Genomic DNA, 15,380 nt, shown 5'->3' on the forward strand with positions numbered 1-15,380 from the left:
TCGTATAAAATCAGTATTAGGCATGAGAGTTCTCCTTTATATTAGTTTTTGTGGTGATTACATTATAAAGTATATGAACTTCTCATGTCTTATTTTTTGTAAATAAATAATGGTGTGAGTTTTCACCCACACCAAAAATTATAGAACCAATAAAAAAGTAAAGCCTGAGTGATCAGGCTTTTTTAATGACCAATTTTTCTAGTATTTTAACGATTTCTTGATCATACTGATGATTTAAGCTGAGGAGTTCTTCTATGGCCTCCTCTTTTTTCATACCCTTTTTATAGACTCTATCTGTTGTCATAGCATCAAAGGAGTCCACTACCGCTAAAATTCGGCCTTGTAGAGGTATGTCTTTTACACCTTTAGGATAACCTGAACCATCTAGTCTTTCGTGATGTAATATCAATATATCAGAAACTTCTTTGCCGAGGTTTTCTTGAATGATGGTTTCACTATGGATGACATGGGTTTTCATCAAGTCATATTCTTCTTTGGTCAGTTTACCAGCTTTATTGAGTATATGATCTGGTATTAATATTTTGCCTACATCATGAAAATAAGCAGCCAGTACCATGTTTTTAATGTCGCCATCTGATAGATTTAAGTATTCGCCTATATCGTGAACATGCCTTTTAACACGTCTGCAATGTTCAAAGGTATAGTGGTCTTTAGCCTGGATAGCTTCTAACTGCTCAACTAGATTTTCGTTAAACTCAAGCGCATCTGAAAATTCACCAGCACGAGAGGAAATAAACAGGATAACTGTATCTTCTAAAGCTTTGATTTTAAAAGGTTCATCAATATTATAAACCTCATAAAAATCATTGGCTGTATAGACTTTATCATTGTATAAAACTTTTCCTGAAACAATATAATAGAATTCATAAGTCCCGACTTGCAGCGTCGGATTTACAAAGAACATACTATTTTTGCCAACCTCATAACGGCTGACTTCTATGTTATCCTCAGCGCCTAAAAGTTTGACGATGGGCTTGAATCCTTCTTGCTGTACAGGTGATTTGCTAAAATTAATATAAGATTTCATAGGTCCTCCATAAGATAATTATAAAACATATTTGTCTAAATTTATAGAATGCCTAATTGATTTTGTTGTATAATTATTTAAAGAAAAGAGGCTTTTATGAAAAAAGGAAGAAGAAATGCTATAACAGATGTTGAAGGTGTTTATGTCGGTCATGCTACCCATGTAGATGGCGACGTACAGACTGGCGTGACAGCAATTTTACCTAGAAGGTTTAACTGGTTTAGAGAAAAGACAAGGGCAGCTTGTCATGTTATCAATGGCTTTGGTAAGTCCATTGGTTTGATTCAAGTGGATGAACTCTATACCTTGGAGACACCTATACTTTTGACGAACACCTTAAGTGCAGGCCATGTATCAGACTGTCTGATAAAATTTATGTTGTCTCACTTTGATGAAATTGGTCTTAAGGGCACTGTCAATCCAGTGGTGTGTGAATGTAATGACGGTTATTTAAATAATATAAGAAAACAAAGCATCACAGAACATGATGTTTTATCTGCTTTGAACAATGCAGGTGAAGACTTTGAACGTGGGGCTGTCGGAGCTGGGAGAGGCATGTCTTGTTATCACTTAAAAGGTGGTATCGGCACAGCTTCTAGAATCATTGAAATTGAAGACCTTAGATTTACAGTAGGCGGTCTGGTGCTTACCAATATGGGTAAGTTAGAGGATTTGATTTATGATGGTAAAAAAATTGGGCCTGAGCTTAAAGACAAGCTTACTCTTGATGAAACGCCAGATAAAGGGTCTATCATCATGATTCTTGCCACAGACTTGCCTTTAGAGTCCCATCAACTTAAACGTATGTCAAAGCGTGCGGGAGCTGGTCTTGCTCGAACAGGTACTTATATTTCTCATGGTAGTGGTGATATTGTCATTGCCTTTACAACGGATTCACCTGTCACATCTAAGGCTTATGATGTGACTGTAAATAGAGAAATTTTACATGACGACTATATGGATCTTGTTTTTAAAGCAGCTGTTGAAGTCATTGAAGAATCCATTTATGATTCTTTATTGTCTGCTGATGAGGTAACAGGCTTCTCAGGTCATAATAGAAAAGCACTCAAAAACTTGTTATAGCGCTTAAGAGCGCTATAAGAATTTTTTGCCTAAATATTTTTTGATTTGATCACGATCACTAAAGTTGTCCAGTAATAATTGTTTGCCTGTCTCTTCAAAAATGACTAGAACTTCTGCTTTTCCTTGTACAAAAGCTTTGGCAACAGTATCTTCTCGGACTTCTCTTATTTTATTAGAATGGTGTTTGATTTTTTCAAACTCAATGGTATAGTGTGAACCTGTTATGCCAATCATCTTTGTATATCTTTTCATAGGACCTCCACATTAAAAAAAAATAAATCTTTGAATCATCTGACTTGATTACCTCTAAATTGTAGTATAATATACACACATAAGCAAGTTATGTTTTGGAGGATGTATGGAAAACAACAAAATAATGGTCTGTGTGACACAACAAAAGCTTTGTAAGAGACTGATTCATAGGGCTCATAATTTAAAGAAGCATGAAGAGGACGAGTTATTTGTCATTCATGTTGTTAAAGAGAACTGGAAGTATTTTGGTCAACTTAAAGAAGCAGATGCACTTGAGTATCTTTTTGACAGTGCAAAAGAGTATGGTGCGACACTGAATGTTTTTAAGGCTAAAGACATTGAAGGTACACTAGCAGACTTTGCTGAAAAAGAAAGTGTAGATGTCATCGTAATGGGTGAATCACTAGAGACCAGCCAGCAACAAAATATGATCAACAGGCTTCAAGAGAGAACAAAGAAGCAAGTGATGTTTGACATTGTTGCACAGGATTATGAAATGAACGAATAATGGGCATTGCCCATTTTTTTTCGTTTGTGTATTTGTATATCGAGGTATAAAAATGGATAGATATAAGAAGTATTCAACATATTTAAAAGACATGTATGGCGAGAAGGTTTATAAGATTCCTGTTAACCTACCTTTGACCTGTCCAAATAGGGATGGTCAAGTAGCTGATGGTGGTTGTACCTTCTGCGGTGATGTGGCGACAGGTTTTGAAAGTCTTGAAAACACCATAGATGTTAAAAGTCAGTTAGTCATGAACATAGAAAGAATGATGAAAAGATACAAGGCAAAAAAATACATAGCCTACTTTCAGAACTTCACCAATACCTACATGCCTTTAGACGAGTTTAAAACAGCTGTAGAAGAAGCTTGTATTGAGGACGTTGTAGAAATATGTATATCATCAAGACCGGATTGTATCCATGATGCCTATTTAGATATACTGGATGAAATCAGTAAAACATATGGTGTAAATATCTCTGTAGAGCTTGGCCTTCAGAGTATGAAACACGATACTTTAGAAAAAATCAACAGGGGCCATAGTCTTGCAGAATTTATAGATGCTGTTAGACGTATAAAGTCTTATGACTTTAAAGTTGGTGTTCATTTGATTTTAAACTTGCCATGGGATGATAAATCAGATATTATAGAGACTGCTAAAGTAATGGCGGCTTTAGATATAGATTTGATTAAAATCCATTCACTTTACATTTTAAGAAATACAATTATGGGCCAGCAGTTTGAAAGTGAAGAGTTTACTGTGGAAAGTGTTGATGCCTATGTGGATAAAGTTGTAGAATTCATAAGATATACACAGCCTAAAGTTGCTTTTCAGCGCCTACTGGGTAGAGCACCAAAAGAAGAAACCTTATTTTGCAATTGGGACATGTCTTGGTGGAAGATTCATGACATGATTGAAGAAAGACTGGAAACCCTAGATGCTAGCCAAGGAGACAAGTGCGATTATCTAGGCGGTAAAGCAGTGAAAAAGTTTGTATAATTATTTCATTAATCATAATTTCTTGGTATAATTGTAGGTAGTTGATTGTAATGTATTTTGTTGATTTGGAGCTATTATGAATAAAGTGAGACAGTGGAAAAGACTTTTACAACCCTATGAACAAGCTGTAGAAGAATTGAAAGTTAAATTCAAAGCCATTCGTAAAGAATACCGTGACATGAGCGAGTATTCGCCAATCGAATTTGTAACAGGCCGTGTTAAGAAAATCTCGAGCATTATTGAGAAATCTCATAGAAATGGCATAGATGAGTCACTGATAGAAGAACAAATGGAAGACATAGCGGGTATCCGTATCATGTGTCAGTTCCAGGATGACATTTATTCTGTTGTAAATATTATCAGAAACAGAGATGGTAAAGACTTAAAGATTGTCTATGAGAAGGATTACATAAGAAACGAAAAAACATCTGGTTACAAAAGCTATCATATGATCATCAAGTATCCAGTACAAACAGCATATGGGGAGAAAGAAATACTTGCTGAGATTCAGATCAGAACCTTGGCTATGAACTTCTGGGCAACCATAGAACATTCACTGAACTATAAATATAAGCAAAATATGCCAGAACGTATCAAGGATCGTTTGAAGGCTTCAGCAGAAGCTGCGGCAAAGCTTGATTTAGAGATGTGTGAAATAAGAAATGAGATTATAAAAGCACAATTGATGTTTGAAGAAAAATCTAATGTTATCAGAGACATTGTGGATAGTATTAGAGTTTTACATAGCTCTGGAGAGCAGGAAAAAGCCTTGAACTTCCAAGAGGAGTTTGATGAAATCTGCAACTCTGGAGACCAAGAGGCACTTGACAATTTATTATATGAGATAAAAGAAGTAATGCCTAGGTATCAACTGTTTAAGAATAATGCAAGTGAGGAAGCTTAGGCTTCCTTTTTCATGGAGAAGGTATGATTTACGCAATCGGTGATTTACACTTAAGTCTGTCGGTAGACAAGCCGATGGACGTGTTTGGTGATAACTGGACAGGTTACATGAATAGAATAAAAGAAGCCTGGTGTGAAACAGTCACTGATGAGGACACAGTTTTAATACCTGGTGATGTTTGCTGGGCAATTAGCTTGAACGAAGCCAAAATTGACCTTGCTTGGATTGATGACCTTCCTGGTAGAAAGATCATCACCAGAGGCAATCATGATTACTGGTGGGAGACTTTAAAAAAGATGAATCCCTTATTTGATTCCATCTCCTTTATTCATAATTCATATGAAGCTGTTGGTGACATTGCCATATGCGGTTCTCGCGGCTGGATATCACCCAATGATACAGCCTTTACTGAACAGGATGAGAAGATTTACAATAGAGAGTGTCATAGACTTAAGCTTTCACTAGACAAGGCAAAAGCTGATGGGTTTGACAAGATACTTGTCATGCTTCACTATCCGCCGACCAATGATAAAAAGGAATTGTCACCTATTCAAGAAATACTAGAAGACTATGGGGTCAGTCATGTGGTTTATGGCCATCTTCACACAAAGTATTGTTGGCATCTGAGTTTAAAAGGACTGGTAAATAATGTCGATTACCACTTTGTATCCTCTGATTATTTGAATTTTGTACCAAAACATATAGACATTTAGGCCTTCAGAAGGTATTATCTTCTTAGGTATATATTAGCCGCATTTCCTAACGGGATGGAGAAAAAATGAGTAAACAAGCATGCGACTTAATGGAGCGTTTTTTTAAGAATAGAGATGAACTGATAGATAAGTATACCAATGGTAGAATGTCTAAAACAGCATTTATAGAAGAGAATTATAAGTTTATTACGGATTTGAACATCAGTCCATTTTCGGGTAAATTGGACTTTTCCCAGTGTATCTATAATTATCAGTATTACAACATAATGGCTAAGTATGCCAACTTACAAGCCCAGGATTGTGCTTATTTTGATCCTAAGGGTGCAGAAGCCTATAAGGAAGAGGAGTTTGAATACTATAAGTATAAAGATGAAGCCACACTGAGTTTGTTGGAACTGGTTGATTATAAAAGTGTGGAAGCTTATTTTATGCATATGCAGTCTAACCGATTAGATGGAAAACTTTTTGAAGTTGTATTTAAAGACTTTAACAGAGCAATTTTTCATTCTATGAATCCAAAAATTTTAAAGAGACTGAGAGAACATCGTGTATTCAGCCCGGTCTACAAGGATTCGGTCATTCACTCTTATGTAAATTCAGTTTATTAACCTTGGTTTAACCAAGGTTTTGTTTATTTTTTGCCGGCCTGTGGTATACATTAAATAACAGGAGGTGATTGTTTGAACGAATTTACAAAGTTTAAAGTAGGGGACAAATATGTGGTTCAGAAAAAAATTACAGAGGCCGATGCTGCGCACAATTATGGGACCAAACGTTTAAGCAATTTACTAGGCACACCTGGTTTGGTTGCGATGGTTATAGAGGCAGCAGTGGGACTCATTGATTTAAAACTATCAGAAGGTGTGATCTCTATTGGAAATGAAATGGGTATTACCCATACAAAACCTACAAAAGTAGGTGAGACAGTCACTGTCGAAATAGAGATTAAAGAGATTCATGAAAGCGATGAATGTATCTTTTTAGCTTTTAAAGCATTTGATGAAATTGGACCGATTGCCAACGGCGTACATGTAAGAAACATTGTAAACAGAGAATCTTTCTTTGCAAAAACAGATGAAAGAGTCAAAAGACTTGGTCTTTAATGTTGAAAAATTTCATTTATTTGGTTACACTAAAATCAGCTTAGGCTGATTTTTAGATTGGAGATTTTTATGATTAAAGATTATACAGCAGTTATATTTGATTTAGATGGTACACTGGTAGATTCCATGTGGATTTGGGAGCAGATAGATATTGACTATTTGAAAGAAAAAGGTCATGAACTACCAGAAGATTTGCAAAAGGAAATAGAGGGGTGTTCCTTTACAGAGACTGCCCAGTACTTTAAAGATAGGTTTAAAATTGAAGATGACATTGAAACCATCAAAGCCAGATGGATTGAGATGTCAAAGGAATTTTATGCTGAAAAGATTGTCTTGAAAAAAGGCATTCAGGAACTTTTGGATCTTTTAAGAGAAAAAGGTATTAAGATGGGGATTGCCACAAGTAATTCTAGAGAATTGGCTGAAAGTGTGCTTGTAAACAACAAGATCAATGATTACTTTGAAGTCCTAGTGACCTCATGTGATGTAAAAAAAGGTAAACCAGAGCCTGATGTATTCTTGAAGGCTGCAGAGTTGATGAGGGTTTCACCTGAAGAATGCCTTGTATTTGAAGACACCCATGCAGGGGTATTGGCTGGAAAATCTGCTGGTATGGATGTTATTGCAATTTATGATGCGCTTTCAGAAGAGTATATGGAAGAAATTAAGGCATCGGCTGATCACTACTTGATGTGTTACAGTGAGTTGGTGTAATCAGTTTGTAAAGAATAATTACCCTAAGCTATGGTATATTAATAGTGGAGGGCCTTATGAATAAACTGTTAATAAATCAAATTGTCATCAGAGCTGATATGACAATCCGATAGAGTTTAATAAACACGGCATGCCGTGTTTTTCTTTGTATTCTAGAGGAGAAAAATATGATAGATTTAGCATTAAAAAACGTTAATAAATATTTCGGTGCGACCAAGGTATTTGATGACATCAGTTTTGAGTTACATTCAAAATCACGTGTGGGACTGATTGGTAGAAATGGTACAGGAAAAACCACAGTCTTTAAGATCATTGCTGGCATTGAAAATTACAATGATGGTCAGATTACTTATAGAAAGGGTGCGACAGTTGGTTACTTAGACCAGATACCTTCATATCCTAATAAGTCTGTACTAGATGTTTTGCACTTAGCATTTAACGAGTTAGAAGAAATGTCCAAGTCATTAAAATCATTAGAAGACAAGCTTTCTAATCCAGACATGGACGATTATGATAGAGTATTAAAAGCTTATGGTAGTTTACAAGCGACTTATGAACTTAAGGGCGGCTATGAAACCAAAGAAAGAGTCGATAGAATCTGTTCGGGCTTTAAGTTTAAAGAGGATTTTCTGACACAGCCTTTTGAGCGTTTATCAGGTGGTGAAAAGACCAGGGTAATCTTAGCCAAGATCCTTTTAGAGAGTCCCAGTATTCTTCTTTTAGATGAGCCGACAAACCATTTGGATTTAGATTCTGTTGAATGGTTAGAAGACTACCTTAAGGATTATGAAGGCAGTGTTTTAATCATTTCCCATGATAGATACTTTTTAGATGCTGTTGTCAGTGAAATCTATGAGATAGAAGGTGGTACAACATCTAAATTTCACGGTAATTACTCATACTATGTAAAAGAAAAAGAACGTCGTATCTTAGAGCAACTAGAACAATATAAACAGCAACAACGTAAAATCAAGGCCATGGAAGAGGCCATCAAGCGATTCAGAGACTGGGGTACCAGGGCTGATAATGAAGCTATGTTTGTAAAAGCCAAGCAGGTTGAAAAACGTCTTGATAAAATGGATAAGCTAGACAGACCAGGTAACCATAAGAAGATTGCCTTGTCTTTTAATGAGGAAAAAAGATCTGGTAAGGAAGTTATTAGAATACGGGACTTATCAAAAGGCTTTGACAGCAAGCCACTTCTTGAAGAGGTAGAAATGGATGTCATGTACCAAGATTTCGTGGCCTTTTTAGGTAAGAATGGTTCAGGGAAGACCACTCTTTTAAAGATGATCTTAGGTCAAGAAGTACCTGATAAAGGGTCTTTAAAGGTATCTGAAAGTGCAAAGATTGGTTATATGGAACAAGAAATACACTTTGATTTTCCTGAAAAGTCAGTCCTACAAGGCTTTAAAGATCACTATGCATTGACTGAAGAAGTGGCTAGAAGAAAGCTTGCCAGGTTCTTGTTTTATTCTGATGATGTCTTTAAGACCATTGGTAACTTGTCAGGTGGTGAAAAAGTAAGACTGTCTTTATGTATGATGATGGAAGAGAAAATCAACTTTCTGATATTAGATGAACCAACCAACCACGTGGACATAGATTCAAGAGAAATGATTGAACAAGCCCTAAAGCTGTTTTCAGGTACAGTTCTATTTATCTCTCATGACAGATACTTTATAGACCAGCTTGCTACAAAGGTCATTAGAATTGAAGATAAAAAGCTTATAACTTATCATGGTAATTATCAGTATTTTAAAGATCAAGTTGAAAAATTAAACCTTGAACCTCTGCCGCTTGTAAAGGAAAAGAAGGTTCAGGTTAAAGAAAAGTCAGAAAAGAAGGGGCTAAATATCTTTAAGCAAAGAGAGCTTGAAGAGCTTGAGTTAGCCATTGAAGATGTAGAAGAAGAAATAGTCTCACTTGAAAACCTTATGGCAGAACAAGGAGATTATCAGGAGTTAATGAAACTTCAAAATCAACTAAATGATGAAAACAAGAAACTAGAAGCCTTAATGGAAAAATGGATGTCTTATCAATAGACATCCATTTCTTATAGTAAAAATATAATGGCAACACCAGCTATGGCAATAAATGCGCCCAGTGTTTCTTTAAGAGATACGTGTTCTTTACGAACAAAGATGGCCACCGGTATTAAAAGTACAGGTGTGATTGATGTTAGAGTCGATGCGACACCTGGATTGGTATGTTGAATGGCCAGTAGGGATAAAGAAATTCCTAAAAACGGGCCGAAAAAAGAACCTAGAGTAATAAAGCCCATAGCAGTTTTTTCTTTAAAGGCTGCAAAAAAGCTTTTCCAAGTACCTCTTATTGAAAAGAGGATAGTAAAACCGATGATACCAGCTACAAGTCTGATTTGAGTTGCCGCAAAGGCATCGTAGTTTTCAAGTCCGAACTTTCCTATGATGTAACCGAGTGCTTGTCCAAAAGCACCACCAAATGCCAGTAGTATGCCGGCTATAGGATGTGACAGCTTTACCTTGTTGCCGCTGTCCTTGGTTAATATAACAATGGCTATACCTGTTAAAGTGACAAACATACCTAAAATTTGTGTAGGACGCATGGATTCACCAAGTAAAAAGTAGGCAAGTATGCCACTCATAGGCGGTACACTTGCATAAATCAGCATGGATATTCTTGCACCTATTCTGACAAAAGCTTCAAATAAAAGCAAATCTCCTATAACAAGTCCCACTAGACCCGATAGAAATAACCACTTCCAAGTTTCAAATGATGCATCAAGTGGAAAGGCTAGTCCTCTTGTGAGGTATGTAAAAATCATCAAAAAGATGGAACCTATTAAAAGACGTATTAAGTTGAGTGGTTGAGAGCCAACTTTTTTTCCTGCAACTTCAAATGATGTTGCTGTAATAGACCAGCAAAAGGCTGTCGCCAGTGCTGCAAATTCTCCAGTTAAATTCATAAAAACCTCCAAGTGGAGTATAACATTTCGGGAGGCGAAGAACAATAGACGGAAAAAATACCTTCATAAAGTAGGCCTACTATCTAAGTGTGATACAGGTTAGTACAGTCTGTTTATTATACATACATCAACCTACATTTTGTCCATTAGAAAAAAAGTTGTTGTCATAAGGTGGGTTCTCGTATTATAATAGGCGAGTATATGAAGGAGTGTGTCATGAAAAGAGGACAATTAATAGAACTAACAATAGATGATGTTAGATTTCCAAGTAAGGGTGTAGGTACCTTTAATGATAAGCCTATACATGTGAAAAATACTTTACCTGGGCAAGTGGTTCAGGCTAGAGTAAAAAAGAAAAGAAAAGAGCATGTGGAAGCTAAACTTGTAAAGGTTCTAGAAAGATCACCTATGGAAGTAGAATCTTTCTGTGAGCACTTTGGTAAATGCGGCGGATGTGCGATACAAACACTAAGCTATGATGACCAAGTTAAGAACAAAGCGAGAATGGTAGAAAAACTTCTATCAGATAATAATATTAATGATTATGAATACGGTGGCGTTATAAAAAGTCCATTGATTTATGAGTACAGAAATAAGATGGAGTTTTCGTTTGGTGATGAAGAGAAAAATGGTCCATTACAGTTAGGGATGCACAAAAAGGGTCGTATGCATGATGTTGTTAATGTGCCTAACTGCCATATATGTCAAAAGGACTTTACCATTATTTCTGATGCTATTTTAAACTTTTGTGTAGAACATAATATGCCTAAATACAATAAGCGAAGCCATGAAGGTTTCCTAAGACATCTAACTGTAAGAAAAGGTCTTAAAACTGGTGAAATTTTAATTGGTCTTTCTGCATCCACTCAATTTGATATGGATTATGATGCTTATGTAAAGATGCTTTTAGATTTAGAGTTAGATGGTGAAATTGTAGGTATTCTTCATATCTTAAATGATGGTATGGGTGATGTTGTACAAGGACCTATCAAGGTACTTTATGGTAGAGAATATTACTATGAGGAGTTATTTGATTTAAGATTTAAAGTTTCTTTCTTCTCATTTTTCCAAACAAACACTTTTGGTGCAGAAGTACTTTATAATACCGCTATGGACCATATGGATGACATCGAATCAAAGGTTGTATTTGACTTATTTTCAGGTACAGGTACAATTGGTCAGATTATGTCTAAGAAGGCCAAGAAAGTATATGGTATTGAGCTGATTGAAGATGCTGTAGTAGCAGCTAAAGAAAATGCTGCACTTAATAAGATAGAAAACGCTGAATTTATTGCTGGTGATGTATTTGACAAGTTAGAAGAAATCAAAGAAAGACCAGATTATATCGTGTTAGACCCACCTAGAATGGGAATTCTAGAGAAGACTCTTAAAAAAATTATTGATTATAAAGTTGATGGCATCACATATATTTCATGTAATCCAAAGACATTAGCAGTCAATTTACAACAGTTACAAAAGGCCGGCTACAAAGTAGAACGCGTGACATGTGTAGATATGTTCTGCCATACGCCTCATTTAGAAACGGTTGTAAAACTAAAATTACAATAATTAACATGAAACTTTCGATTAACTTCGAAAGTTTTTTTAGTCTGCTTAAAAACTGAGTTTAATTATCGATTTATAAATCGAAGAATAAATCGAAGAATAAATCGAAGAATAAATCGAAGAATAAATTGTGAATAATAAATGGGAATGATATAATTGTTCTACTAAGAAAAAGTGCTGGATGTTTAATGATTTACAGAGATAACTAGTTAAGAAAAATGATTGTTATTGCTGATATTGTTTTAATTGTAGTTTCATGATGATGTATTTCTTTGGACAGAGATCACTAACCTTATAGGTATAATAAGTATTTTTATAGAAGTCTATGTAAGGAGAATTAAATGACTTTTTTGGATTCATATGAAAAAGAACTTCGATTATTTGTACAATCGTTGAATGGTTATGTATCATATCATAAAAAACAAGTTGATTATGGCAATAATACACCAATATCAATCTCTGAGATCCAGATTATAGAGAGAATTCTAGATGATAAAGATGTCATTTTGACAGATTTAGCAATAAAAATCGGTGTTTCACTAGCAGCCGTAAGTAAATCTATTATAAAGCTTGAAAAAAGAGGTCTAGTAGAACGATATAAATTACCAACTAATAAAAAGGAAAAGAAGATAAAAGTTACAACTTTAGGAGAAGAAACTTATAAGCTTTATCAAGAATTTACATATATCAATTATTTTAAAAAGGTATTTGAAAAAATAGATTCTGCAAGTGAAAAAGAAAAAGAAGTCCTGCATGATTTTTTTCAAACTTTGGTTGATTTTACAGAGAACTATGAAGAACAACTGGAAAAATTTAGAACAAAAAAACTTTAGGTTGAAACACAGGATATATAAAGCTTATGCTAAATGAAATAAGTCATTTATTATACAATCGTTAAACTCTTAAGAAGAAGTTCACATGGGTTATAATGTTTAAATATAAGTATTTAAAAATCTACTTTGAAAGAGGTGGATTTTTTTTGATGATTTTCTCAAGCATTTCTGTACCAGTCTTAATTTATTCTTACTACTTATAATTTGTTTGAATATTTTGTCAGTAAATATTGACAAAATCCTCAACTTGGTTTAGTATATACTCAACTCGGTTGAGAAAAAGGAGGACATAAATGATTGAAACTAGGTTTACATTTAACTCAGAAGAAGATGGTCTAAAGTTGAATGGCTTCAAATGGTTACCAGATGACAGCAATTTGAAAGGTGTTTTACAGATTATACATGGTTCTGTAGAGCATTCTGCGAGATACCGAGAATATGGTAGATGGTTGACTGAAAGAGGATTTGGAGTGTATATATTTGATCAAAGAGGACATGGAGAAACTGCATTTAACCAAGAATACCTATCTTTATTTTCTGAAGATAATGGTGGATGGGATATGGCCATTAACGATGTCTATCAACTGACAAAACTCATTAAAAGTGAGTACTCTCAACTTCCTATTTTTATCTTAGGACATAGTATGGGGTCAATAGAGGCAAGAGATTTTGCCGGAAGATACGGTAATGAAGTTGATGGTGTAATGCTAAGTGGTTCTGTTTCTAATGATTTTTTTAATATTACTAAGTTACAATTATTCCTGAGGTTAATTAAACTAAATATGAATAAACATGGAAAGAAGTTCAGATCATCATTTTTTCACAGTTTAGTATATGGAAAACTAAGATTAAGTAGAGATTTGGAAATCGAAAAAAACTATAAAAATGACCCTTATTGTGGTTATACATGCACCCTTGAGTATTTGCATGAAATGATTAGTGGGATAATCAATGTTAGTAGAACTACTCACTATTCAAGTGTTCCAACTCATTTGCCGATGTACTTATTTTCAGGGTCTAAAGATAAAGTTGGTGGACTAAAAATCAAAAGAGTGTATGAATCATATAAGAATGCAGGCGTAAAAGATATTGAGTTTAAAGTTTATGATGATGCGTTTCACGAAGTGTTGAACGAAACGAATAAAGAAGAGGTATACCAAGATACTCTTGATTGGATGAACAGAATTTTAGTTCTTGATGTGTAAATGAGCGAACTGGATTATATAGTAATTGAGTAAGAAAGAAGGCGTTTCACAATTATTTGATACAGCGATTTTGCTGTATTTCTAAGAGAAAATAATGAAGAAAGATTTGATTGTAGGGGCGCAAGTTCTTATTGGGATTGACGAAATGAGTATATGATAAGATATTTATTTTGATGGTTGGAAAAAGTATCGCATAGAATAGCCATCTGTAATAATCTGAAGCTCAGAGGGGGATTTAAATGAAGACATTAATTAGTATTGTAATAGGTATAGTCATTGTGGCTACCTTATCTTTAGCAGGCTTGTTTGTTTTTTTGACAGTAACAGATTATAAGCCGGAACCAGTTGAAGAGGTCCAAGTAGTTGATAATAAGTTTTTAGTAACTGAAAAGAGTGTGCCAATAACTTTTTTATCATGGAACATAGGCTTTTGTGGGTCTGGTGAGGAAGAAGATCTATTTTTGGATGACGGAACAAAAGTCAGACCAGATAATGCTCAAGTCGTTCAGGATAATTTAAAAGAAGTTGTTAAGGTGTTAGAGTCGTCTCAGGCTGACTTTATCATGTTACAAGAAATAGATCTTGATTCTAGAAGGTCGTATAACATTGATCAGAAAATTTTTATTGATGATGCTTTAATGAATTATAGCAATAGTTTTGGTAAGAACTTTGATGTACAGTTTGTTCCTTTTCCACTGCCACCTATAGGAAAAGCAAAAGCTGGCCTAGGGTCATATACTACATACAGTGTTAATGACGTTTCAAGATACACACTTCCAGGGGAGTTTGATTGGCCTAAAAAGCTGGCTATGTTAGATAGGTGCATGTTGGTATCAAGACTCCCAGTAGAAGGAACTCAAGCAGAGCTACTTGTTATTAATGCACATTTCTCTGCATATGATGATGGATCAATCAGAGCTCAACAGTTGACATTTATCAAAGATTTTGTCTTAGATGAATATGATAAAGGAAATTATGTCGTACTAGGTGGTGATTGGAATCAAACTTTTCCAGGAGTAGATTCTAATAATTATCCTTTATATAAGGGAGGCGAATATTGGCTACCAAATCAAATAGAGAAGGATTGGTTGGCTGCTGGATGGACATTCGGCTATGGAGATGGTGCACCAACCTATAGACTTCTTAATGAACCTTATAAAGAAGGCTTTACACAAACTGGCATCATTGATGGATTTTTAGTATCTCCAAATGTGTCATTAGTAAGTTCAGAAGTTCTAGATTTAAACTTTAAATATTCTGATCATAATCCTGTACAAATCGTAGTGACTCTAAAATAGTTGAAGTACAAATGTTTGTAGCCACTTGAGTTAAGTTCTAAACTAGTTAAGTTATAGTTTTGAAGTCCTTTATTTTGTATAATAGAAGCTATGGACTTGTCTAGAAGAGGCTCCTTGAACCAGAGCAGACACATTCTATCTAGGTATACCATGTAATACTTCGTTGTTAAAAGTTATGATATTATAATTAACATGAAACTTTCGGATAA

General features: G+C 34.9%; 16 protein-coding genes. 13 read left to right on the forward strand and 3 right to left on the reverse strand.

Features of this window, described 5'->3' with window-relative positions:
* Positions 1-172: 172 nt before the first annotated feature.
* Complete coding sequence (locus EZV73_RS26425; RefSeq protein WP_240843536.1) at positions 173-1,048, reverse strand: HD-GYP domain-containing protein; 876 nt, start codon at positions 1,046-1,048, stop codon at positions 173-175.
* A 96-nt stretch (positions 1,049-1,144) separates the two neighbouring features.
* On the opposite strand from EZV73_RS26425, the gene EZV73_RS26430 reads away from it, so the two are divergent.
* Entirely contained in the window at positions 1,145-2,131 is a 987-nt protein-coding gene (locus EZV73_RS26430; protein ID WP_240843537.1) for a P1 family peptidase, read from the forward strand.
* Between the two features lie 12 nt (positions 2,132-2,143).
* On the opposite strand, the gene EZV73_RS26435 is transcribed toward EZV73_RS26430, so the two are convergent.
* Complete coding sequence (locus EZV73_RS26435; RefSeq protein ID WP_240843538.1) at positions 2,144-2,383, reverse strand: hypothetical protein; 240 nt, start codon at positions 2,381-2,383, stop codon at positions 2,144-2,146.
* Positions 2,384-2,489: 106 nt separating this feature from the next.
* Here EZV73_RS26435 and EZV73_RS26440 point away from each other — a divergent pair, with 106 nt between their 5' ends.
* The 8 genes from EZV73_RS26440 (at position 2,490) to abc-f (ending at position 9,367) form a co-directional block, all read left to right on the forward strand.
* Positions 2,490-2,891 carry a universal stress protein gene (locus EZV73_RS26440; RefSeq protein ID WP_240843540.1) on the forward strand — a complete coding sequence of 134 codons (402 nt, stop codon included), beginning with the start codon at positions 2,490-2,492 and terminating at the stop codon, positions 2,889-2,891.
* Between the two features lie 52 nt (positions 2,892-2,943).
* Positions 2,944-3,888, forward strand: coding sequence for a TIGR01212 family radical SAM protein (locus EZV73_RS26445; protein WP_240843541.1), 945 nt, complete (start codon positions 2,944-2,946; stop codon positions 3,886-3,888).
* A gap of 76 nt (positions 3,889-3,964) precedes the next feature.
* On the forward strand, positions 3,965-4,792 hold the full coding sequence (locus EZV73_RS26450) for a GTP pyrophosphokinase family protein (protein WP_240843542.1): 828 nt from the start codon (positions 3,965-3,967) through the stop codon (positions 4,790-4,792).
* A 23-nt stretch (positions 4,793-4,815) separates the two neighbouring features.
* A complete protein-coding gene (locus EZV73_RS26455) occupies positions 4,816-5,505 on the forward strand; it encodes a metallophosphoesterase (protein ID WP_240843544.1) in 690 nt (229 codons plus the stop codon).
* 65 nt (positions 5,506-5,570) lie between these two features.
* On the forward strand, positions 5,571-6,113 hold the full coding sequence (locus EZV73_RS26460) for a DUF6648 family protein (protein WP_240843546.1): 543 nt from the start codon (positions 5,571-5,573) through the stop codon (positions 6,111-6,113).
* Positions 6,114-6,185: 72 nt separating this feature from the next.
* Positions 6,186-6,608, forward strand: a complete 423-nt coding sequence (locus EZV73_RS26465) for a thioesterase family protein (protein ID WP_240843548.1) — start codon at positions 6,186-6,188, stop codon at positions 6,606-6,608.
* Between the two features lie 69 nt (positions 6,609-6,677).
* Positions 6,678-7,322: an HAD family phosphatase gene (locus EZV73_RS26470; protein WP_240843549.1), complete on the forward strand. Its 645-nt coding sequence runs from the start codon at positions 6,678-6,680 to the stop codon at positions 7,320-7,322.
* A 167-nt stretch (positions 7,323-7,489) separates the two neighbouring features.
* Entirely contained in the window at positions 7,490-9,367 is a 1,878-nt protein-coding gene (gene abc-f / locus EZV73_RS26475) for a ribosomal protection-like ABC-F family protein (RefSeq protein ID WP_240843550.1), read from the forward strand.
* 11 nt (positions 9,368-9,378) lie between these two features.
* Here abc-f and EZV73_RS26480 read toward each other — a convergent pair whose 3' ends face one another.
* Positions 9,379-10,269 carry a DMT family transporter gene (locus tag EZV73_RS26480; RefSeq protein ID WP_240843551.1) on the reverse strand — a complete coding sequence of 297 codons (891 nt, stop codon included), beginning with the start codon at positions 10,267-10,269 and terminating at the stop codon, positions 9,379-9,381.
* Between the two features lie 216 nt (positions 10,270-10,485).
* On the opposite strand from EZV73_RS26480, the gene rlmD reads away from it, so the two are divergent.
* The 4 genes from rlmD (at position 10,486) to EZV73_RS26500 (ending at position 15,171) form a co-directional block, all read left to right on the forward strand.
* On the forward strand, positions 10,486-11,838 hold the full coding sequence (gene rlmD, locus EZV73_RS26485) for a 23S rRNA (uracil(1939)-C(5))-methyltransferase RlmD (RefSeq protein WP_240843552.1): 1,353 nt from the start codon (positions 10,486-10,488) through the stop codon (positions 11,836-11,838).
* Between the two features lie 338 nt (positions 11,839-12,176).
* Positions 12,177-12,668: a MarR family transcriptional regulator gene (locus tag EZV73_RS26490; RefSeq protein ID WP_240843553.1), complete on the forward strand. Its 492-nt coding sequence runs from the start codon at positions 12,177-12,179 to the stop codon at positions 12,666-12,668.
* Between the two features lie 293 nt (positions 12,669-12,961).
* On the forward strand, positions 12,962-13,873 hold the full coding sequence (locus EZV73_RS26495) for an alpha/beta hydrolase (RefSeq protein WP_240843554.1): 912 nt from the start codon (positions 12,962-12,964) through the stop codon (positions 13,871-13,873).
* 239 nt (positions 13,874-14,112) lie between these two features.
* Positions 14,113-15,171 (forward strand): endonuclease/exonuclease/phosphatase family protein, encoded by a 1,059-nt coding sequence (locus EZV73_RS26500; RefSeq protein WP_240843555.1) that lies wholly within the window; start codon positions 14,113-14,115, stop codon positions 15,169-15,171.
* Positions 15,172-15,380: the final 209 nt, after the last annotated feature.

Origin of the sequence: Acidaminobacter sp. JC074 (genome assembly GCF_022496765.1) — a bacterium.
Taxonomy (GTDB): Bacteria; Bacillota; Clostridia; order Peptostreptococcales; family Acidaminobacteraceae; genus JABXKX01.